The sequence below is a fragment of the Maribacter sp. MAR_2009_72 genome (assembly GCF_007827235.1).
In the GTDB taxonomy this organism is placed as follows: domain Bacteria; phylum Bacteroidota; class Bacteroidia; order Flavobacteriales; family Flavobacteriaceae; genus Maribacter; species Maribacter sedimenticola.
The window spans coordinates 2338392-2361136 of record NZ_VISB01000001.1; the positions used below are offsets into that span (position 1 = coordinate 2338392).

The 22745-nt window shown below is 38.1% G+C and carries 22 protein-coding genes; 11 read left to right on the top strand and 11 right to left on the bottom strand.

All coding sequences use genetic code 11. The features are described 5' to 3' along the window. The first annotated feature begins 183 nt into the window (after nucleotides 1-183). A complete protein-coding gene (locus tag JM81_RS09730) occupies nucleotides 184-1548 on the top strand; it encodes a sigma-54-dependent transcriptional regulator (protein WP_144802835.1) in 1365 nt (454 codons plus the stop codon). Next, nucleotides 1548-2894: a sensor histidine kinase gene (locus tag JM81_RS09735; protein ID WP_144802838.1), complete on the top strand. Its 1347-nt coding sequence runs from the start codon at nucleotides 1548-1550 to the stop codon at nucleotides 2892-2894. The genes JM81_RS09730 and JM81_RS09735 overlap by 1 nt, the downstream gene beginning before the upstream one ends. A gap of 2 nt (nucleotides 2895-2896) precedes the next feature. Here the strand turns inward: JM81_RS09735 and JM81_RS09740 are convergent, their stop codons facing one another. From JM81_RS09740 to JM81_RS09760, 5 genes are read right to left on the bottom strand one after another with little or no spacing between them, the layout of a single operon-like run. Next, on the bottom strand, nucleotides 2897-3241 hold the full coding sequence (locus JM81_RS09740) for an MGMT family protein (protein WP_144802841.1): 345 nt from the start codon (nucleotides 3239-3241) through the stop codon (nucleotides 2897-2899). Between the two features lie 14 nt (nucleotides 3242-3255). Further along, nucleotides 3256-3882: a LysE family transporter gene (locus tag JM81_RS09745; RefSeq protein ID WP_089260843.1), complete on the bottom strand. Its 627-nt coding sequence runs from the start codon at nucleotides 3880-3882 to the stop codon at nucleotides 3256-3258. A gap of 4 nt (nucleotides 3883-3886) precedes the next feature. After that, complete coding sequence (gene trmB, locus JM81_RS09750) at nucleotides 3887-4555, bottom strand: tRNA (guanosine(46)-N7)-methyltransferase TrmB (protein ID WP_089260844.1); 669 nt, start codon at nucleotides 4553-4555, stop codon at nucleotides 3887-3889. 52 nt (nucleotides 4556-4607) lie between these two features. Then, entirely contained in the window at nucleotides 4608-5678 is a 1071-nt protein-coding gene (locus JM81_RS09755; protein ID WP_261375010.1) for a sensor histidine kinase, read from the bottom strand. Then, on the bottom strand, nucleotides 5679-6365 hold the full coding sequence (locus JM81_RS09760) for a response regulator transcription factor (RefSeq protein WP_089260845.1): 687 nt from the start codon (nucleotides 6363-6365) through the stop codon (nucleotides 5679-5681). A 184-nt stretch (nucleotides 6366-6549) separates the two neighbouring features. Here JM81_RS09760 and JM81_RS09765 point away from each other — a divergent pair, with 184 nt between their 5' ends. The 5 genes from JM81_RS09765 to JM81_RS09785 all read left to right on the top strand — a co-directional run bounded on the left by JM81_RS09765 (nucleotide 6550) and on the right by JM81_RS09785 (nucleotide 13487). Next, the gene (locus JM81_RS09765; RefSeq protein WP_144802844.1) at nucleotides 6550-9375 is read left to right on the top strand and encodes a TonB-dependent receptor; all 2826 of its coding nucleotides are present in this window, start codon (nucleotides 6550-6552) and stop codon (nucleotides 9373-9375) included. Between the two features lie 41 nt (nucleotides 9376-9416). Continuing rightward, nucleotides 9417-11471, top strand: coding sequence for a hypothetical protein (locus JM81_RS09770; RefSeq protein ID WP_261375011.1), 2055 nt, complete (start codon nucleotides 9417-9419; stop codon nucleotides 11469-11471). Nucleotides 11472-11617: 146 nt separating this feature from the next. Continuing rightward, on the top strand, nucleotides 11618-11926 hold the full coding sequence (locus tag JM81_RS09775) for a T9SS type A sorting domain-containing protein (RefSeq protein ID WP_089261254.1): 309 nt from the start codon (nucleotides 11618-11620) through the stop codon (nucleotides 11924-11926). A 183-nt stretch (nucleotides 11927-12109) separates the two neighbouring features. Continuing rightward, nucleotides 12110-12433, top strand: a complete 324-nt coding sequence (locus JM81_RS09780; protein ID WP_089260847.1) for a T9SS type A sorting domain-containing protein — start codon at nucleotides 12110-12112, stop codon at nucleotides 12431-12433. 76 nt (nucleotides 12434-12509) lie between these two features. Continuing rightward, a complete protein-coding gene (locus JM81_RS09785; RefSeq protein WP_144802846.1) occupies nucleotides 12510-13487 on the top strand; it encodes an acyl transferase in 978 nt (325 codons plus the stop codon). Here the strand turns inward: JM81_RS09785 and JM81_RS09790 are convergent. The 3 genes from JM81_RS09790 to tyrS form a co-directional block, all read right to left on the bottom strand. Continuing rightward, entirely contained in the window at nucleotides 13484-13933 is a 450-nt protein-coding gene (locus JM81_RS09790; protein ID WP_144802849.1) for a hypothetical protein, read from the bottom strand. The genes JM81_RS09785 and JM81_RS09790 overlap by 4 nt on opposite strands. 69 nt (nucleotides 13934-14002) lie before the next feature. After that, on the bottom strand, nucleotides 14003-14452 hold the full coding sequence (locus JM81_RS09795) for a hypothetical protein (protein ID WP_261375012.1): 450 nt from the start codon (nucleotides 14450-14452) through the stop codon (nucleotides 14003-14005). A 176-nt stretch (nucleotides 14453-14628) separates the two neighbouring features. After that, a complete protein-coding gene (gene tyrS, locus JM81_RS09800) occupies nucleotides 14629-15927 on the bottom strand; it encodes a tyrosine--tRNA ligase (RefSeq protein WP_144802856.1) in 1299 nt (432 codons plus the stop codon). Between the two features lie 104 nt (nucleotides 15928-16031). On the opposite strand from tyrS, the gene JM81_RS09805 reads away from it, so the two are divergent. After that, nucleotides 16032-17042: an NAD-dependent epimerase/dehydratase family protein gene (locus JM81_RS09805; protein WP_144802859.1), complete on the top strand. Its 1011-nt coding sequence runs from the start codon at nucleotides 16032-16034 to the stop codon at nucleotides 17040-17042. A gap of 3 nt (nucleotides 17043-17045) precedes the next feature. Here JM81_RS09805 and JM81_RS09810 read toward each other — a convergent pair whose 3' ends face one another. Genes JM81_RS09810 through JM81_RS09820 form a run of 3 tightly spaced genes read right to left on the bottom strand, consistent with a single transcriptional unit; the run spans nucleotide 17046 to nucleotide 19514 of the window. After that, nucleotides 17046-17450 carry a DUF4296 domain-containing protein gene (locus JM81_RS09810; RefSeq protein WP_089260853.1) on the bottom strand — a complete coding sequence of 135 codons (405 nt, stop codon included), beginning with the start codon at nucleotides 17448-17450 and terminating at the stop codon, nucleotides 17046-17048. Beyond that, nucleotides 17447-18784: a dihydroorotase gene (locus tag JM81_RS09815; protein ID WP_144802862.1), complete on the bottom strand. Its 1338-nt coding sequence runs from the start codon at nucleotides 18782-18784 to the stop codon at nucleotides 17447-17449. Before JM81_RS09815 ends, JM81_RS09810 begins: the two co-directional genes overlap by 4 nt. A 1-nt stretch (nucleotide 18785) precedes the next feature. After that, nucleotides 18786-19514: a polyprenol monophosphomannose synthase gene (locus tag JM81_RS09820; RefSeq protein WP_144802865.1), complete on the bottom strand. Its 729-nt coding sequence runs from the start codon at nucleotides 19512-19514 to the stop codon at nucleotides 18786-18788. Nucleotides 19515-19774: 260 nt separating this feature from the next. Between JM81_RS09820 and JM81_RS09825 the strand changes: the two genes are divergently transcribed. The 3 genes from JM81_RS09825 to JM81_RS09835 are packed head-to-tail and all read left to right on the top strand — an operon-like array spanning nucleotide 19775 to nucleotide 22727. Beyond that, a complete protein-coding gene (locus JM81_RS09825) occupies nucleotides 19775-21322 on the top strand; it encodes an ArnT family glycosyltransferase (RefSeq protein WP_261375013.1) in 1548 nt (515 codons plus the stop codon). Next, nucleotides 21322-21975 (top strand): DUF4271 domain-containing protein, encoded by a 654-nt coding sequence (locus JM81_RS09830; RefSeq protein ID WP_144802868.1) that lies wholly within the window; start codon nucleotides 21322-21324, stop codon nucleotides 21973-21975. Before JM81_RS09825 ends, JM81_RS09830 begins: the two co-directional genes overlap by 1 nt. An 8-nt stretch (nucleotides 21976-21983) precedes the next feature. Beyond that, nucleotides 21984-22727 carry a uroporphyrinogen-III synthase gene (locus tag JM81_RS09835; protein ID WP_089260858.1) on the top strand — a complete coding sequence of 248 codons (744 nt, stop codon included), beginning with the start codon at nucleotides 21984-21986 and terminating at the stop codon, nucleotides 22725-22727. Nucleotides 22728-22745 lie beyond the last annotated feature (18 nt).

The following is a 22745-nucleotide window of genomic DNA, read 5'->3' on the forward strand; positions in this document are numbered from 1 at the left end:
TCTCTATACTATATGCGTGCCATAATTTTAAATTATTGATTTACAGTTATTTACATCATAATTAAATTTACTATTAATTTATCAGTGTAAAAATGTTGTACAGATATTGTCAAAATTTTTTACAGTGATATGAAAATACAAACTTCTATGTGTAGATTTAAATGAGTTAAAAAGAATGTAACCATGATCGATGCAAAGATTCTTGTAATAGATGATACCAAAAGCGTGCTCAGCGCTCTTGAGATTTTGCTACAGTTTGAATATAAAAGTGTACAAACCATTTCTAACCCAAATTTACTTTCATCTTTTCCCAACCTTAAGGAAATAGATATCATATTATTGGATATGAATTTTTCTGCCGGGGTAAATACAGGAAACGAGGGTCTATACTGGTTGCGCGAAATAAAAAAGAAGGCTCCCCATATCTCGGTGATTATGATGACTGCCTATGGAGCGGTAGAATTGGCTGTTGAAGCCCTAAAAGAAGGAGCAACGGATTTTGTGCTGAAACCATGGAATAATGAACGCCTGCTTACAACGGTCAAATCTGCCTATGAACTTAGAAAATCACAGAAAGAAGTACAACACTTAAAACAGAAAGAGAGTAACCTAAAACAGGTTATCAATCAGAATTCCAATTACATCATTGGTAATTCAAAAGCACTTAATAGTGTAATGAGCCTTGTGCAGAAAGTTGCCAAAACCGACGTCAATATATTAGTGACCGGAGAAAACGGAACGGGAAAGGAATTGATTGCAAGGGAACTTCATAAGTCATCTGCACGAAACAATGAGGTTTTTATTTCTGTGGATATGGGTTCTATTTCCGAAAATTTATTTGAGAGCGAACTTTTTGGCCACGTAAAAGGTTCTTTTACCGATGCCAAAGATGACCGTGCAGGTAAGTTTGAAGCTGCCAATGGCGGCACCTTGTTCCTTGATGAAATAGGTAATCTTTCCCTACAGATGCAGGCCAAATTATTGTCCGTAATTCAGAACCGGGTAGTGGTACGTGTGGGATCAAACAAACCCATACCGGTAGATATTAGATTAATTTGTGCAACCAATTGTAACCTTGATCAAATGGTAGCCGATGGCTTATTTCGCGAAGACCTTTTGTATAGGATTAATACCATACAGGTTCAAGTACCTGCATTAAGGGAACGCGACAATGATGTGCTGGTCCTATCTGATTTCTTTCTTAAAAAATTCGCCCATAAATATGGAAAACCAAGTTTAAAAATCAACCAGTCTGCCCAAGAAAAATTAAAAAATTATGCCTGGCCGGGGAACGTAAGGGAGTTGTTACATACTATGGAACGTGCGGTTATTTTATCTGAAGGAAATGTCTTGAAACCGACCGATTTTCTTTTGGAAACAAAGACGAACATGACCGTTGAAAACGGACCTAAAACTCTTGAAGAAATGGAATTGGTCATGATTAACAAAGCGTTGGACGATCATGACGGAAACTATAGTGCTGCAGCAGATCAACTAGGTATATCTAGACAGACCTTATATAACAAACTTAAAAAATTCAGTAAATAATGGTCAGCAAAAGTATTTACTATCAACTTGTTCTAAGAATTTTTCTCATAGCAGCCTGCGCTTTGTTGATCGCTTTCCTATCCTTTAAGGAACACTATCTACTTTCCATATTGTTCGGGTTTGTATTTATTGCACAAGCTTACGGACTTGTACACTATGTAAACCAGACCAACCGAAAAATTGCCTACTTTTTCGATGCGATCAAGAATGAGGATTTCACCTTACGTTTTCCAGAAAAACTTAGTGTAAAATCAATAGAAGAGCTGAACCATAGTTTGAATATGTTGAACAATATGATTCAAGAAATTCATCTTAAAAAGCAAGCCCAAGAACAGTATTACGAGGAAATTTTAAAACAGGCCGATATTGGAATATTTACCATAAACGACAAGGGCCACATTTTATATGCCAACCCAACAGTACAAAACCTGCTCAACTACAGACCCCTTAACCATGTTAAGCAATTAAAACAAATAGACCCCAACCTATACGGATTGTTTGAAAACTTGAAACCTTTTGAAAGTACCATCTATGCACTAGGCAATGAACGGGGCAAAAAAGAATTGACCTTAAAATGCACCCCAATATCCATAGAGAACAAACAACTATTATTGGTCATTGTCCATGATATTCAAAAAGAACTGGATGATAAGGAAACAGATTCCTGGGTTAAACTAATTAGGGTATTAACACATGAAATCATGAATACCATTACCCCTATAACCTCTATTTCAGAATCAATATTAAAATATTTTAAAAAAGGAAATCAACTTTCTACCCCAGAAGAATTTGGGGAACTACAGATAAAAAATTCGGCCAAAGGTCTGGAAGTCATTAAGGAACAAGGTAATGACCTTATGAGTTTTGTACAATCCTATAGAACCTTCTTGAGTGTACCGGAACCTGATCGGGAACTTATACCCGCCTCTAAACTCCTAGAAAAAGTTAGAATGTTGCTCCAAGAATATACCAATGGCCATGACATTGTTTTAGAGGTATCTGCGCACCCGGAAAATCTGGAACTTTATATTGATGAAAAACAACTGACCCAAATTCTTTTAAACCTGGGCAAAAACGCACAACAGGCTTTAATAGGTCATGAAAATGGGGTAATCACGATTAAGGCAGGAGAGGATGTAAACGGCAAACAATTTATTACCGTAACCGATAACGGACCAGGAATTTCTCCTGAAATGTTAGATGAAGTATTTGTTCCTTTTTTTACCACAAAAAGCAACGGAACCGGAATAGGACTAAGCCTTAGCAAGCAAATCATGCGCATGCACGGTGGCTCTATACGTGTTGCATCCAATGAAACAACGACATTTACCTTAACGTTTCAATAAGACTATAGCTCTGCACGTAATTCTATGTACGGGTCCCAGAAATGTTTATCTAAATTCACTATTTGCAAATCTTTAATTTGAACACCTTCTACCTCTAACAATTGTTGCATGAGGTTTGTACCATCAAAATGATGTTTGCCCGTTAACAATCCTGCTTTATTGACCACCCTATGGGCAGGAATATCTTCCATGTTATGAGATGCGTTCATTGCCCAACCTACCATTCTTGCACTACGCGCCGCACCCAAATATTTTGCCACTGCACCATAGGAGGTCACGCGACCCTCTGGTATTAACCTAACCACTTGGTACACCCTTTCAAAAAAGTTTTCATTTTCAGGTTTCATAGGATGACAAAGGTTTAGTTAAACAATCTTAAGCAAGTAATAATGAACAATAGTACCATTAATCCACTTAAAATGTAATTACTGTTCTTGGTAAAGGCGGTTGTTTTATGCTCCCATTTTTTAAAGTAGATGACGTACAAGTACATGGCCCAAAACGTTCCGCTACCCGCCGCAAGAATGAACAGGACCTCGTCCATAATCATATAGGTCATAAAACCTTGGGAATGAAAAACGGTATTCAACCCACTATAATAAGGAATTGCCAAAAGATTGATAAGGGCCAGAAAAATTCCTTTAGAGAAACTGTTACGCTTTTTGGCATCGGTAATGATAAATGGCCTATTCACTTGTTTTCTTCCTTTTATAAAAAAGAAAATGGCCAATATAAAAAATACCAAAAGCGCTGTTTGCAACAATAATTCCACCACATGTTGGTTTCGGGAAATCAGTTTTGCTATACGCACCGCAATATAGGTTTGCAGCATAACCGCAATGGCCACGCCCAAAGCAAAAATCAATCCGTTTGCCTTTCCTTTTTCAACACTGGTCTTGGCTGCATTTAAATTAAGCAGCCCCGGTGGCAACGATGCTAAAAAAGCGGCTGCGAAGGTAAATACAAATAAGGTTGGCAATTGTTGCATTTGATCAGTTTACCTTGAACCTAATAAAGGTAATAGGTTTTCCCTTTTCAAGATACTGATTTTCATAGAAAGTCTGTATTTCCAAAACCTCTTTGGGGCTTCCTTCATTCTTATACACATCATGGTTGGCATACAGGACTTCCAATCCTAGTCCATGTAGCAGTCCTAAGGTATAACCGTGCATAAATTCACTATCGGTCTTAAGATTAACAGTACCGTTGGACTTTAAAATTTGCCTATACCGTTCCAAAAACGCCTTATTGGTCATACGATGTTTAGTGCGCTTATATTTAATCTGTGGATCGGGAAAGGTAATCCATATCTCGGTAACTTCCTGGGCCCCAAAAATATGGTCGATCAATTCTATTTGGGTACGTACAAAAGCAACATTGGACAAGTTTTGCTCAATGGCCATCTTGGCACCTTTCCAAAAACGGGCGCCCTTAATATCAATTCCTATAAAATTCCTATCCGGAAATTTCTTAGCCAGACCAATGGTATATTCCCCTTTTCCACAGCCCAGTTCCAAAACTATGGGATTATCATTTTTAAAGTGTGCCTGCCATTTTCCTTTAAGCGAAAATCCGCCCACAACCTCTTCCCTAGTTGGCTGAATAACGTTTGAAAACGTTTCGTTTTCCTGAAATCTCTTTAATTTATTTTTGCTTCCCACAATTTTCTTATCAATACAAGGGCAAAGCTAAGAAAAAACAGAAGCTTAGCGCTTACTGATTATCCTCTATTTGGGAAGAACTTTTCTCTAGGGTAAAGGAAAACTCAGAACCTACCTCAACTGCACTTTCCACGAAAATTTTCTCCCCGTGTGCCTCAATGACATGTTTTACAATGGCAAGGCCCAGACCAGAACCACCCTCACGCCTACTACCACTTTGGTCTACCCTATAAAAACGTTCAAAAAGCCTTGGAATATGTACTGCCGGTATTCCCTCACCATTGTCCGTGACCCTTACAATTACTTTATTCTTCACTAGATTTTCAACGCTAATTTCCGTGGTACCTTTTTCATTTCCGTATTTAATGGAATTGACCAAAAGATTGGTCAATACCTGCTGTATTTTTTCTTTATCAGCATAAACCATAATGGTCTTCGGGTAAGGAATATCAAAGGTGAGGGTTATATTTTTCTTATCGGCCTTCATTTCCAACAGGTCAAAAACGCTCTGTATCAACTCTATGATATTGAATGATTGTTTTTCCAACCTAAGGTCCCCAACTTCCAATTTGGTAATAAGGTCCAGGTCTTTAACAATATAGATCAATCTATCAACCGCCTTGTTCGCCCTATAAATATATTTTTTTCTGACGTTTTTATCATCGATCGCACCATCCAATAACGTTTCCAAATATCCTTGTACGGTAAACAGCGGCGTCTTGAGCTCATGGGATACGTTGCCCAAAAAATCCTTACGGTACTCTTCCCGTATTTTTAAAGTATCGATTTCTATTTTCTTGTCCTTGGCAAATTTTTCAATTTCCGCGGTCAATGTGCGCATATCCGTGGTTACCGGATATGAGGGCAAAGTGGAAGACTCCAACAACTCCACATCATCATAGATCTTTTTGATCTTTTTGTAAATAAACTTATCTATTCTTATCTGTAGGGTCACGAAGGAGGTCACAAAAAGTGTAAGCGCGGTAACTATAACCACTACCCAGTTCAACTCATTGAACGACCACAGCAAAAAGGCCATGACCATTGTACTGATCAAAGCGATATAAACAGATGAGCGAAATGCAAATCGATATGATTTTTTGGAACGTACCGGCGCTGCCATTTATAGTACAAACTTATATCCTACCCCTTTTACCGTCTTAAAATGGTCTTCACCAATTTTTTCCCTAAGTTTTCTAATATGGACGTCTATGGTACGGCCTCCTACGACCACCTCATTACCCCAAACCTTGTCCAGAATTACATCTCTTTTAAATACTTTACTGGGCTTGGAGGTCAACAATGCAAGGAGTTCAAATTCCTTTCTGGGCAGAATAATCTCAACTCCTTTCTTTATGATCTTATACTCTTCCCTATTGATAACGATATCACCTACCTTAACAATATCCTCTTGGGCGTTTTCCTCGTTCTTAAGACGTCTTAAAAGTGCATTGACCTTACTTACCAATACTTTTGGTTTTATGGGCTTGGTAATATAATCATCTGCACCAGCATCAAAACCGGCCACTTGGGAATAATCCTCTCCCCTTGCGGTCAAAAAGGTTATGATGGTATTTTCCATACCAGGTGTCTTTCTTAAAATTTCACAAGCTTCAATACCATCCATCTCTGGCATCATTACATCTAAAATGATCAAGTGTGGTAATTTTTTCTTTGCCTTGGATACTCCGTCCGCCCCGTTTTTGGCAGTATATACATCATACCCCTCGGCAGAAAGATTATAAGCTACGATTTCAAGAATATCCGGCTCATCATCAACTAAAAGTATCCTAATATCCTTCTTTTTCATGGTTTTCTAATTGGATTGATTCGCTCAAAAGTAAAGATAATACTATTACAGAAACGTCTCTTAACATTGATTTAATGTAGTAACATTTAGGTAACACTAAAAAAATAAAGGTTTAACATGGGGGTAACCCGACCTTTACAACTACTGACGTCCTTTGCCGCTGATTAAAGAATAGAAATAACTGATGAACAAATTATTAATTTTTACATTCCTATTTACGCTGGTAAATGTGACTGCACAGGATACCGGAAGCATTGTTGGTACATTAACGGACAAAGAAGTTAATGACGAACCCTTGGCATTTGCCAATGTTTTGATCAAAGGCACTACAAAAGGTACAACCTCTGATTTTGATGGATTATATGAAATATCCGGTGTTGAGCCTGGTATATACACAATTTCCTATAGCTATTTAGGATATGAAACGGTAGAAATACCCAATGTTGAGGTAATTGCGGGTAAAGTTACCACTATAGATGTACCCTTAAGTGCATCTCAAGGAGTTTCCCTTGACGAAGTAACCGTTACGACCGTGGCAAGAAAGGACTCTGAAACCGCTTTGTTATTGGATCAGAAGAGAGCCGTTGAGATAAAGGAAAGTATTGGCGCCGTAGAACTTGCGAAAATTGGAGTTTCCGATGCCGCAACGGCAACTACTAAAATCTCTGGAGTTACCAGTAGTGAAGCTACCGGGGATGTTTTCGTAAGAGGTTTGGGCGATAGATATCTGTCCTCTACCTTAAATGGTTTGCCCGTACCATCTGACGACATCGACAAAAAGAACATAAACCTATCCTTATTTCCTACGCGTGTGCTCCAGAATGTGAGCATCAGTAAAACATACGGGGTAGACGGGTCCGCAGACCAAGCTTCAGGTAACATCAATATTACCTCTAGGGAATTGGCCGGGTCAAGCGAATTGGCCGTAGGAGTATCCGGCGGTGTAAATTCAAATGTGGCCAAAAGCGGTGTATTCGATAATTTCAAAATCTCGCAAAATTCAAAAAATACCACATTTGGATTTTATGACCAAAGCCTTACCACCCAACAGTTAATCACAAATCAAGGCTGGAATACTTTGCAGCAGGAAAACCCAATGGATTATTCCATGTCCATAACCGCAGGTAAAAAGATAGCGGAACAACTTTCTGTTTTCTTTACCGCTTCCCATTCACGATCTTTTGAACATAGGGAAGGTTTATTTAGACAATTTCGTTCCAACTTTATAGATGATACCATTACCGATGCAACTACGTATCAAAAGAAAATTGTTAATAGTGGCCTATTGGACATAACGTACTTGGCCAATGCCAAGAACAAGATAAAATCTAGTACATTTTTTGTAAACAAGCTAGACGAAAATGTTTTTGAAGGCGGGCGCAACGGGGAAGCCACTATTTTTGAGGAAACCAGTCCAAGTGAAGGTTTGTTCCAATTTATCAGGGACCAAAATACAAAGCAGACAAGATTGTTGATCACCCAGTTAATAGGTAGACACCAAATTGGTGAAAAAAATACTTTGCAATGGGCAGGTGGGTATAACCTTCTAAATGCGGATGAACCAAACAGAATTAGGAACGAAGTCAATTTTGACCCAGATGGCACATTGGTGCAACTTGGTAGAAATGGCGGTTTTCAACAACGAAAATCAAACCAGAAAATAAAGGACAACGAATTCAGTGCCTACTTAAAGGATGAACTTAAGGTTATTGATGAGGAAAATAGAAACTTTAAACTCAACTTTGGAGTTTCCTACAGGAACAAGGAGCGTGATTTCAGCTCTGAGTTTGTTGGGGTAGAAGAAATAAATACCAATGCGGTCAACCCTACCTCTATTGACAATTTAGGTGCAATTTTTCGCCAATCATATTTTGATGCCGGACTTTTGGAAATTAATCTTTTAGGTTCCAATGCAAATGGTGAAAGAAAGGATATTTATTTAGGAACCCTAGATTCAAAAGCGGCGTTCTTCTCCTTTAACGTAGGCCTGGACCAATGGAATTTTGATGCAGGATTAAGATACCAGAGAGATGAAATAGAAGTAACCTATGACATAGGTAACCTATCTCCAAGAACAGGTGAAAGTAATCAAGATTACAGCAATTTTTACCCTAGCTTAAATGTAAAATATACGATCAATGACCTTCATGCATTGCGTTTGGCGGTTAGCCGTACTATTACCCTTCCAGAATTCAAGGAGATCGCACCTTTCAGTTATGTTTCCCCAACAGGGCAGATTACACGCGGTAATCCAGATTTGATCGCTTCCAAGGATATCAACCTAGATTTAAAATGGGAATATTTCCCATCTGCGGGAGAATTAATTTCAGTAGCCGCTTTCTATAAAGATATCTCGGATCCTATCAACAGGGTTAGGGAAAGAGGTTCCGCCGGTATTTTCTCATATTTCAATTCTGGTGAAAAAGCAGAGATATTGGGTCTGGAAGCAGAGACCAAATTAGACCTTGTAAAACCGACCTTTAACGATGATGGCGATGCATCTGGTTATAATCTGAACATGGTTCTTAACGTAACCCGTATGTGGCACCAACAAGATCTAAAGGAAATATATAATGAGCAAGGCGGTCTACTAAGAAGCTTCCAATACAAAGGAATTACCGAGACCGATTTACAAGGGGCCTCTGACTGGATTTTTAACACCAGCCTAAATTATGATACGGCAGGTGACAATCCTTTTGCCATATCCTTGAACGCCAATTATGCATCAGATAAAATTTATTCTTTAGGCGTACCAACGGATCAAACCAATAGAGACATATTCTATGATGACGCTATTGTAGAAAAGGGATTTGTAGTACTAAATGCACAAATCAGCAAAGAATTTGGCGAGCATCTTAAAGTAAGCCTTTTAGGAAATAATTTATTGAATCCAGAAATAAAACAAACTCAACTCGTTCGCAATCCTGTTACAGAAATAGAGCAGGAACAAACTGTAAGTTCATACTCAACCGGCATGGGCATTAGCCTAGGTCTTAATTACAAGTTTTAATGCAAACCAATTAATAATTAGTAACCTTAACGATTTTTATTATGAAATTGAAAACGAGAAATTTTGTAAAAGTTTTTGTCCTAATGGCAGCAATGACATTTGTGAGCTGTAGCAATGATGACAACGATCCGGACGATGGTCCAGATGCCGTAACACCAACTTGTACCGATGGTATAAAAAACGGTGATGAAACAGGGGTTGACTGTGGTGGTTCTTGTACCGCTTGCGAAGATACCAACCCAGAAGAAAGCACTACTTTAACCGGACAATTATCCGAAGAAAGAACGCTGGATGCCTCTAAAACCTACACTTTAGAGAAAAACTACAGTATTGAAGCCGGTGGTAAATTAATTATCCCTGCAGGTACGGTAATCAATGCAACGGTGGAGTCCGGTGATGAAACCGAAACGTATATCGTTGTTCAAAGAGGTGGGGAAATAGATATCCAAGGTACTGCCGCGGCTCCCGTGATTATGCAATCTACAGGTGGAGAAGCCGGTCAATGGGGTGGTTTGGTCTTATTAGGAGACGCTACTACTACTGAAGGTGTTGACGCAACAGCAGAAGTTGGCAACTTTAAATACGGGGGGTCTAACGATGCCGATAATTCCGGATCCATTAGCTATTTGATCATAAAACATGCCGGTGCGCAAATTAATGCGGAATCGCAGTACAACGGACTTACACTCTACGCAGTAGGTTCTGAAACTACTATAGATAACGTAGCTATGATCGATGGGGACGATGATGGTGTTGAGTTTTTTGGCGGAACAGTTTCTGCTACCAACTTATATTTTGAAAACAACCAAGACGATTCTATCGATTGGACAGAAGGTTGGAATGGAACCGTTACCAATGCGTATGTACTGCATACAAAAGAAGGTTTTTCAACTGCAGTTGAAGCCGATAAAGCAAACGGAAATCCTAAGCTAATAAACTTTACGGCAGTTTCAACGGTAGGTGGTACCGCTTTACAATTTAAAGCAACTTCCGGGGCTACAATTACCGGACTTTCTTTAAGTGGTTATGCTACTTCAATAGACATGAAGGACAATGGTCCTTTGGCCAACGTAATCATAGATGGTGTAGCTGGCGACCCAGAAAACAGCTATAATGCCAATGCAACTGTAGATATCGCTATTTTTGATTGGGTAAATACAGATACCACTGTTGGAAGCAGTATTTTAACAGGGAACTTGACCAGTGACCTTACCTTAGATGCCAACATCAACTACTTATTGTCTAAAAACTATAGCGTTGAAGATGGTGCTACACTTACTATTCCTGCAGGTACCACCATTAGTGCTCAAGTGGAGTCAGGTGATGAAACCGAAACTTACATCGTTGTTCAAAGAGGAGGTAAAATTGTAATAGAAGGAACAGAAACCGATCCTGTTGTAATGACCTCTACGAACGACAATCCTGGCGATTGGGGCGGATTGGTGATTTTAGGAGATGCAACCACTACAGAAGGTATTGATGCTACTGCTGAAGTAGGCGATTTCAAATACGGTGGCACTAATGATACAGACAACTCAGGTTCTATAAGCTACTTGATCATAAAAAATGCAGGTGCCCAGATTAATGCCGAGTCTCAGTATAACGGTCTTACTCTTTATGCTGTAGGTTCTGAAACTACTATTGACAACGTAGCAATGATCGATGGTGAAGATGATGGTGTTGAGTTCTTTGGCGGTACAGTTTCTGCTTCAAACTTATACTTCGAAAACAACCAAGATGATTCTATTGACTGGACAGAAGGTTGGAACGGATCTGTAACTACGGCTTACGTTTTGCATAATCAAGAAGGTTTCTCTACTGCTGTTGAAGCCGATAAAGCAAACGGAAATCCTAAGTTAATAGATTTCACTGCTGTTTCTACAGTTGGTGGTACAGCTTTACAATTCAAAGCTACTTCTGGAGCTACGCTAACAAACGTTAGTCTTTCTGGTTATGATACCAATGTTGACATGAAAGACAACGGACCATTAGAGAATGTCATCGTAGACGGTACAGCTCTTACTACCGTAGATGATGATGTTTTTAACGGTACTGCTGTTGATGTGGCTATTTTCGCTTGGGCAACTGGAAACTAAATTATCGCATATTTTTTAATAATAAGCCCGCAAATTGCGGGCTTTTTTGCATTTCATCGAAAAATTTAAAAGAAACGTGCTAGTCCCTTGACATTCAGGAATCAATATTCCTATATTTGTGGTATACATTTTGTATGTAAATGCGTATGAAGCATCTTTACCTCGTTATCTTTTTCCTATTTGTATCCTTCAGCTATGGGCAAAGTACCCAAAGCAATGGGGATATTGATGGTTTTAGCATGTACCCAAATCCGGTTACTACAGGTAAAGTTTTTATTTCAACCGACCTAAATGCTCCCAAGGAAATTTTTATCTACGATGTTTTTGGAACGGTATTGTTAAAAACAACCATATTGGGAAAAGAACTTAATCTTTCCGACCTTGATGCCGGTGTATATGTGTTGCGTGTTTTTGAAAAAGATAAAATGGCCACTAGAAAACTGATCGTAAAATAAATAGGTAATCTATCTCTATTTATTAAGCCATACCCCAATTACTACAATCGATTAAATACATAAAATTCCGATAAAGAACATTCCGTATCTAATTGACCTACATAATCTTAGCTTTCACAACATTTTCAAACCCATAGTTTAGCATATAAGTACCTTTATATTGTTGATCCCAAATCAATTAAAATGAAGAAAATCTACTTTTTGCTACTTATGGTACTTTCCTTTGGTGTTTACGCCCAAGAAACCATTGATATAAATCAATTACACAATGACGAAATTGCTGGATTTAAACTCTATCCAAATCCTGTAATAGCAGATGTGGTCTACGTAACTACAGAAAAAAACAATTTAAAGGAAGTGAAAATCTATGACGTTTTCGGTGAATTGGTGCTTACGGATAGATTGCACACCAAGGCCTTGAACATTTCCAGACTTTCTGCCGGTGTCTATGTTGTTCAGGTTACCGAGGACGAAAAAACCATTACCCGAAAGTTGATCGTTAAATAACGCCCCTTACAATATGCCCCCAACGAACCAATAAAATAAATTGGTTCAGTACCTTTGCTTTAAGCGGATATATTCCATGGAGCAAAATTCTATATTTACTATACGCAACCGCGAGGATTTTTTAGCCCACGCCCTGCGCATATTTTCATTTCAATACCACAATAACGTTATATACCGTTCCTTTTGCAATCATTTGGGCGTTGATACAGGTACCGTGACGAAATTGGAACAGATTCCGTTTTTACCCATAGAATTTTTCAATTCTAAAAAAGTAGTAAGTTCTACCGGCCACGAAGAAATTATTTTTACCAGTAGCGGTACAACGGGCAGCCAAACAAGCAAACATTTTGTTACCGACCTACAAGTATATGAACATAGTTATTTAAGGGCTTTTACGCATTTTTACGGCGCTATTGAGGACTATTGTGTACTGGCTCTCTTGCCATCGTATTTAGAGCGCACAGGCTCTTCGCTAATTTATATGGTTGAGGACCTGATCACAAAATCCCAACACTCAAAAAGTGGTTTTTTCCTAAATGAATATGATCGTTTGCACCAGTTGATTTTAGAACTGCAAAGAACCAATACCAAGCTACTTATCATTGGTGTTTCTTTTGCTCTTTTGGAGTTTACCGAAAAATATCAGTTATCCCTCCAAAATACCATTATTATGGAAACCGGTGGTATGAAAGGCAGACGTAAGGAGCTTGTTCGCCAAGAGTTGCATCATCTATTAAAAGGTGGTTTTGGAGTATCTGAAATTCATTCCGAATATGGCATGACGGAGTTATTGTCACAGGCGTATTCCAAAGGTGAAGGTATATTCCATTGCCCTCCTTGGATGCAGGTACTGATTCGTGATACTGAAGATCCGTTAAGCTATCAAAAAATAGGAAAAAACGGAGGCATCAATATTATTGACCTGGCCAACATAAATTCTTGTTCCTTTATTGCTACCCAAGACCTTGGAAAAGTCAACAATGATGGCTCTTTTGAAGTAATTGGCAGATTTGACAACTCTGATATAAGAGGCTGCAACTTAATGGTGCTTTAATTCTTACTCAGCACATAATCCAGACCTGGACCATCACAAGCCATCCATAAACTGGAAATCATGCTAGAAGTTCTATACATTAACAGTTCCTTATCATCACCTGTACAATTTGCCGCAAGAACATTTCCTGTAGTAAAGGTAAGTTCCAAATAATGTGCATCATCATCTTCAAACTCCATAACCTCAAAAGTTCCCTCGGCTATAGTATTGACTTCATCAACCGTACGCGATTTCAAAAAAGTACCTTCTGGGGTAAATATATAGTACTCTTGCCAAGCCATATCACTACCAGTAGTTTCAGTATTTGCCCAACTTTCCGTCATTTTGACCAGCTCCCATTTTTGCTCAGAGAAAACAAATTGTGTTGATTCCAACCCAAAGTCATCCTCACTGGAACATGAAATCAATAGTAATAATACTAATGTAAAAGCAGCAAATTTTCCCATATGATGACAGTTTCAACCTATTAAGTAGATGCCTTAAAACAAAAACGTTGCGTAAAATTCGCCAATAAATTATAATCCTAAAATCTTAGCATCCACAAAAAAGGTAGAATTGATTTCCAGCTCGTGATCGGAACTCATTAATTCATCTGTAACCGTATTAAGACGTAAGGAAAACTCGTCTTTTTTTATGTATTCCTTTAAATCGGCATCAGAAGTCAATAAGCTAATGGTATTACCTGCGTTTTCCGGAACTTCGTTCAAATAAGCAATTTGTATTTCTTCCAAGCCTTCTGCAGAAATGAATACCTCAATGGAATTTAAAAAACTAAAATCAGAATCATCGGGAGAAAGAATGACCATTTCCAATTCTGTCAATACGATTTCCTCAATAAGGTCTTTTCTGGTATCGTTTACCGCAAATTTAGATTCTGAGTTTGTTTCGGTCTCCGGAGTAAATACATCAAAAGGTAAATCTATACCCGCAGAAGATGGTATGGTAGCACGTTGGCTATATTCCATATCAAATTTTGTTAATTCGTCTAGTTTATCACAAGAAGAAAAAAGAGCGAGTAGACATATAATTGAGATATATTTTTTGATCATAGTTCAGGGGTTTTATCCTTTATAACGAAGTATCCCCTTAATTATTTTAAAAATTAAGGGGATACATATACGATATAAAAAAGAACTATTTGCTAATCATTGAATACCAGTACAAAATAATTTTTTTTACCTCTTTGCAAGAGTACAAACTTATTATTGATCAAGTCATTGGGCGTAATGAGATAATCTTCCTTTACTTTCTCTTTATTTACCGAAATGGAATTTTGTTTCAGTTCTCTCCTTGCTTCCCCGTTGGATCCCAAGAAACTGGTTTTTGCGGACAAGGCACCGATCATATCCAAACCATCAGTCAGCTCGGATTTTGAAAGTTCCGCTTGGGGGACCCCTTCAAAAATTTCCAAAAACGTTTTTTCGTTCAAGCCTTTTAAATCGGACCCAGTAGATTTTCCAAACAATATTTCACTGGCGCGAACGGCATTGTCCAAATCGTCCTGTGAATGAACCATAACGGTGACCTCATCTGCCAAACGTTTCTGCAGTAATCGTAAATGGGGGGATTCTTGATGTTTCTCTATCAATGTTTCAATTTCCTGTTGGCCCAGGAAGGTAAAAATCTTTATATATTTTTCCGCATCGGTATCTGAGGTATTCAACCAATATTGATAAAATTTATACGGTGAAGTACGCTCTGCATCCAACCAAATATTTCCCCCTTCTGTCTTACCGAATTTTGTGCCATCTGCTTTGGTGATCAGCGGACATGTAAGCGCATAGCCCTTTCCACCGGCTATTCTTCTAATCAGTTCCGTTCCCGTGGTTATATTGCCCCATTGATCACTACCACCCATTTGAAGGCTACAGTTATGCTCACGATATAGGTGAAGAAAATCATAACCTTGTACCAATTGGTAGGTAAATTCCGTAAAGGACATGCCCTCCTTGGCTTCCGCGGACAACCTTTTTTTAACCGAATCCTTGGACATCATGTAGTTAACGGTAATATGCTTGCCTACATCCCTTATGAACTCTAAAAAAGAAAAATTCTTCATCCAGTCGTAATTGTTGACCAAGACCGCCGCATTATCTCCATCTACCGAAAAATCCAAAAAGCGGGACAATTGTTCCTTAAGCGCATTTTCGTTATGACGCAAAGTTTTTTCATCAAGCAAATTACGCTCGGCAGATTTTCCCGATGGATCACCGATCATTCCTGTGGCACCTCCTATCAATGCATAGGGCTTGTGGCCCGCCAATTGAAAGTGGCGCAACATCATGACACCGACCAAATGACCAATATGCAACGAATCTGCGGTTGGATCAATACCAACGTATGCAGCCTGCATTCCTTCCATAAGATGTTCTTCTGTTCCCGGCATTGCATCATGCAACATTCCACGCCATTGTAACTCCTTGACAAAATTTGTTGTCATCGTATTCTAAATTTTAATTGAAATGCAAATATAAATGGAATTCTTGCCAGTACACAGTAGAACAAAGCATGAATTTATCGGCTTGTATTCCCTAACTTTGAAATATGGTTTTAGTAACGGGAGGCACAGGTCTTGTTGGATCGCATTTGCTATTGAAATTGGCTATGCAAAATGTACCTGTACGTGCAATTTATAGATCAGTGGAAAAACTGGAACAGGTCAAAAAGACCTTTTCTTACTACACCACCAACGTTACGGCCCTGTATGACAAAATAGATTGGGTACAAGGGGATATTTTGGATATACCTTCCCTAGATGACGCGTTCCAAAACGTTTCCCATGTATATCACTGTGCGGCATTAATTTCCTTTAGTCCTTCCGATTTTAACATATTGGACCGTGTCAATAGAGAAGGTACTGCCAATATCGTTAACATGTGCATTGCCAAAAACGTACAAAAACTTTGTTATGTAAGTACTATTGGAACTATAGGAAGGACCCCCACCAGCTTGGCAGCAGATGAAGAAACGGAATTTAACCGACAATTTGCCAACCCTTACGCCATTACCAAACATTTGGCGGAAATGGAAGTGTGGCGCGGTGCTCAGGAACAAATACAAGTTGTAATCATAAATCCCGGTGTTATCCTTGGACCTGGCTATTGGGAAAATGGTAGTGGTTCGTTTTTTAAAACCGCCCATAAAAATTATTCATATTATCCACCAGGTGGTTCAGGATTTGTTGCGGTTGCAGATGTGACCGCTATTATGGTGCAGCTAATGAATACAGATATTCACGGCGAGCGATATATTGTAGTAGCTTCCAATAACACTTATAAGGAAGTATTGGAAATGATTTCAAGAGCAATGAACAAAAAGGCTCCTTATAAGAAATTGCAGCCTTGGCAACTTCAAATAGGTAAATATCTGGACCGTTTAAGACATTTACTAACAGGAAAGCCTAGAACCATAACCCACAGCACTATACACGGACTTTTGCACCCTACCACTTTTGATAGTTCTAAAATTATTAAAACGTTGGATTATACATTTGAACCCTTGGAAAATTCAATTACATTTTCCTCCAGAATTTTCATGAAGGAACATGCAGAATAAGTTCTACTTATCAACAGCTTCCTTCTTTTTAGGTGCGTTTTTCAACAAATTTAAACTGTCCTTTACTTTTTTTGCGGTTTCCACCTGTTCTCGTTGTTGTTCCAAACTAGTCTCTACCTGTTTATAGAGCGATTCATAAACCAACGGTAACGAAGCGTAATAACGGTCACTATCCACAAATTGTGCGCTATCTATTTCATACTTTTCAAAAATAAACTCCGTAGGTTCAATTCCATTATCCTTTAACTTACCTAAATTGGTTCCCTTTGCCGCATTTACTATAGCCATGTCCTTAAGGATCAATACCATTTTTTCCTTAGGTATTAAATTATCTGGCTTTTCTATTAAACTTTCGGCACAGGATACAAAAACCAGCATCAATAAAACTATTCCTAGGTATTTTTTCATGGCCTATTATAGGTTAATCTTTTGGCATTCCTCATTTCTGAAAACTTTCCGTTGCTATATCCTAAATGGCCGTTAATAAAAGTATGGACCACTTTTGATGAAAACTCAACCCCTTCAAACGGAGACCATTGACATTTGTAGGCTATATTATCCTTGGTCACCTTCCAGGTGTCATTTAAATTTGCAACCACCAAATCTGCGTAATACCCTTCACGGATATAACCACGCTTTTTTATCTGGAACAATATTGCTGGATTATGGCACATTTTCTGTACAACTTTTTCTAATGAAATAACACCTTGCGAAACCTTCTCCAGCATTGCGGGCAAGGCATGTTGTACCAAAGGACCGCCAGAAGGTGCCTTGGTATACACATTGTCCTTTTCCTCCAATAAATGAGGTGCATGATCGGTAGCAATGACATCCAATCTATCGTCTAAAAGTGCTTTCCATAACAAATTACGATCATTGGCCGTTTTCACTGCCGGGTTCCATTTGATCAATGACCCTTTTTCATGATAATCTTCATTAGAAAACCACAAATGATGAATGCATACCTCTGCAGTAATCTTCTTTTCCTCTAACGGAATATCATTTCGGAACAACTCAGTTTCCTTACCGGTGGATAAGTGGAAAACATGTAAGCGTGCTCCAGTTTTCTTTGCCAAGGCAATGGCCCTGGACGATGATAGGTAACAGGCTTCCTCACTTCTAATAATAGGATGGTATTTCATTGGGATATCATCCCCAAATTCTGCGTTGTACTTGGCCAGATTTTCTTTAATAGTAGTTTCATCCTCACAATGTGCAGAAATAACCATTTCCGTATTACGGAAAATATTTTCTATTACCTTTTCATCATCTACCAACATATTACCTGTAGAGGACCCCAAAAACAATTTAATTCCGGAACAGGCATTTTTATCCAATCGTTTTAACTCCTCTAGATTATCATTTGTACCACCAAATAAAAATGAATAATTGGCAAAAGATGAGTTCGCCGCAATTTGAAATTTTTCCTCAAGCTTTTCTATGGTGGTGGTCTGTGGCGTAGTGTTGGGCTGCTCCATATAAGTAGTGATACCACCTGCCAGTGCCGCTCTACTCTCTGTAGCAATTGTTCCCTTATGGGTTAAACCCGGCTCCCTAAAATGCACCTGATCATCTATGACACCAGGTAAAATATGCAACCCCTGTACATTGACCACCTCTGCGTTGGCATCGGTAATATCTTTTGCAATTTTTATGATAATGTCATTTTCGATCAGAATGTCATTTTCGGCAATGATACCCTCATTTACCGTAATGCCATTTTTTAAAAGTATTTTACCCATATTAAAATTTATTTTTAAGAAAAAGACTTCTCATTTTCATCACAAACACCCCCCAAATAGCTTCACTAATTATCGATGAGCTCATTTTGGACTTGCCCAAAACTCGATCTCTAAAAATTATGGAAACTTCTTCTATCTTGAATTTTTTTAAGTAGGCCCTGAATTTCATTTCTATTTGAAAGGCATACCCAACAAAACGGACAGAATCCAAATCTATAGCCTCCAAGACCTCTCGTTTATAACATACAAAACCGGCCGTGGGATCATGCACCCGCATACCGGTGATCAATTTAACGTAAAAGGACGCCCCGTAAGAGAGCAGCACCCTATACAGTGGCCAATCTACAACGTTGACCCCTTTTTTATACCTTGAACCCACAGCAACATCCGCCCCGTTCATACATGCCCTTTGCAACCTGATCAAATCTGAAGGGGTATGGGAAAAATCGGCATCCATTTCAAATATGTAATCATATCCCTTGTTTATTGCCCATTTAAAACCGTGGATATATGCCGTACCCAACCCTGATTTTTCTAACCTAGTTTCCAGAAATAGATTGCCCAAGAATTCTGCTTGTAGCTCTTTAACGCGTTTTCCCGTCTGATCGGGAGAATTATCATCAACGATCAACACATGAAAATCTTTTTGCAAATCAAATACCGCCCTAATGATGGCCTCAACATTTTCAATTTCATTATAGGTGGGTATAATTACAAGACTTTTAGCCATATGTTGCGCAATATATTTTCACAAAAGTAAGGTTTTAATAGTCGTATTAAAACGGGCAATACTACCTTTATGATTTTTTTAGACCGGGCACATGACCTTAAATTTGTAATTTTACGCACAAGTATCCTATGCGAATGTTAACAAAAATTCCAAAGCATTTCTATTTTTTTCTCGCTGTCCTATTTGTACTCAATCTTATACAATCCAATTTTACGCAGCTTATATTTGACGAAGCCTACTATTGGTATTATAGCCAAAATATGGCTTGGGGATATTTTGACCACCCACCAATGGTGGCATTAATGATTAAAATAAGTAGTTATTTCTTTGATGGGGAACTGGGTGTTAGGCTGGTTAGTTGCCTATTATCGGCACTGAACATTATTTTGCTATGGTTAATGATAGACAACCCAAAAAAAAACCAATACATTGTTCATTTCTTTGTTTTGGTCTTTTCCATGACACTGCTCAACGCCTACGGATTTTTTACCTTGCCGGATACTCCGCTACTTTTTTTTACCAGTTGTTTTTTATTGACGTACAAGCATTTTATTAAAAATGAGAGCTTACCCTTAGCCATACTATTGGGCATATTTATGGCAGCACTGATGTACAGTAAGTACCACGCCGTACTGGTCATTTTTTTTGTATTGCTTTCCAATATAAAACTAGTTGCCAAACCCTATGCTTGGCTGGCGGTCCTTATTGCTTTATGTTGTTATGCACCCCATTTTTATTGGTTGTACGACAATGATTTTGTTTCCATAAAATATCATTTGTACGAAAGGCCCAACGGAGCGTATAGCTTTGAGAAATACACATTGGGCTTTTTTGTAAACCTGGTGGCCATTTTCGGCCTTACCTTTCCCTTTATCTATAAGGCCCTTTTAAAGACCAAAAACACCAATTTGTTCAACAAGGCATTGATATATCTTACTTATGGGGTTATTCTGTTCTTTTTTATCTCTAGCTTCAACAGAAGAATACAGACCCAATGGATTATAATTATCTGCATTCCCATGGTTGTTATAGCGTTTAATTATATGTTGAACAACAAACAGGCATTGACATGGATATTTCGATTGGGATTAATCAATGTTATCTTAATTGCCTATTTAAGAATAGGACTTGTACATCAACCTCTTTTATTTAACTTTTATTACGAAAGTCATGGCAACATCGAATGGGCTGCCGCCATTAAGAAGGAAGCAGGCAACAGGCCCGTGGTCTTTGAAAATTCTTATCGAAATGCCCCCATGTATTCCTTCTATACCAATGGTAGCCCCACATTTTCACTAAATAACTATATGTACCGAAAAAATCAGTTTAGTATAGACAATTCTGAAGAAAACGTACGGGGAAAAGATGTGGCCTATATATCCAAATACCTAAATGACTTTTCATTTTCCTACCAAAGAGAAGATGGCAGACTTTATAAAGGAATATTTATTCCTAATTTTCAGTCTTTTAGAAAAGTGGAGTGTATTGTTGAAGAACAAGAGTTAACACTTACTACAGAAAAATCAATTGAACTATCTGTTTACAATCCCTATGAACAAAACATTTCATTGCAAGATTTAAAGTTTGGCATAACTTATATGGATGCGTATAAAACCCCTATACAGACATTGGGTATTACACCCACTGCCAATACCCCAAATACCACACAATTGCAAGCAAAGGACACTACAAAATTTAAATTTAGCCTGCCTACAACCAAAAATGAAAACATTGGTTATTTTAGGGTCGTCATTTCAGAAAACAATCTACTATTTGGATTGAACGGAAAACCTATCCCCATAAACTAATGGAACCGATCAACAGAACAATTTTACAGACAGATTGGATTACAATTACGTTGTTCACTAGTTTTATCTGCGTTCTGATCGCAAAAAGTTTTGATTATACACGCTTTGTCAATTTTATTATCCTGCCGTTCAACAACAAGTATATTACCATATACACCAAGAAAGAAAAACTGTTCAATTGGTTTCATATCCTAATAAGTCTCTTTCAAATTATTAATACTACGCTTTTTATTTATTTTATTTGGCGCGAATTTTTAAATACCGGGGTCGTAAAAAACCCATTCTTATTTCCCATTCTGTTGGTCGTTGTTTTTTTGTTCATCACCTTAAAGACTGTAGTACAATTGGCCAATGGCTTTGTGTTCAATTCCTACAAAACATTCAATGAATTGATATTCAAGAAATTGACATACTTAAATTATTCCGGCATTGTGCTATGTATCGCCAATATATTTTTGACCTACGTTGCAATAGATCATAAAATCATCATTATAATTGGCTCAGTTTTATTTATAGCAATCAATATAATAGGCTGGTTGACAGTACTCAGGAATTATCAAAATTTTATTAGCTCCTATTTCTTCTATTTTATTTTGTACCTTTGCGCACTCGAAATTGCACCCTTAGTTATAATGGGAAGCTTTCTTAAATAGTGCACCGTATGAAAGTAAAAACGATTTTAGTCTCTCAACCAGAGCCGAAAATGGATAATTCTCCCTATTCCAAACTTATTGAAAAGGAGAAAGTAAAGGTAGATTTTAGGCCATTCATCCATGTAGAAGCGGTAGATGCAAAAAATGTGCGTCAACAAAAGATAGATTTAAACGATTTTACCGCAATGATACTGACCAGCAGAAATGCGGTAGATCATTTTTTTAGAATTGCCGATGAAATGCGTTTTAAGGTTCCGGATTCCATGAAGTATTTCTGCCAGTCCGAAGCTGTCGCCTATTATTTACAGAAATATGTAGTTTACAGAAAGCGAAAGATTTACGTAGGCAAGCGTTTATTTACAGATCTTGTACCCTTGATCAAAAAGTATAAGGATGAAAAATTCCTTCTGCCCTCTTCTGATGCCCTAAAGCCAGAAGTACCGGAAACTCTAGAATCATTAGGTATACATTGGAAAAGAGCTATTTTTTATAAAACGGTCATAAGCGACCTTTCTGATCTAAGAAACGTTTATTATGATATTCTGGTTTTCTTTAGTCCGTCCGGTATAGAATCCTTACTTCAAAACTTCCCTGATTTTGACCAAAAGGATACTAGAATCGCCGTATTTGGTAATTCTACAGTAGAGGCCGCTACAGGTGCAGGTTTACGTATTGATATAAAGGCACCAACGCCTGAGACACCGTCCATGACAATGGCATTACAGAAATATATTACCAGCGTAAATAAATAAAATTCCCATCGAATTCAG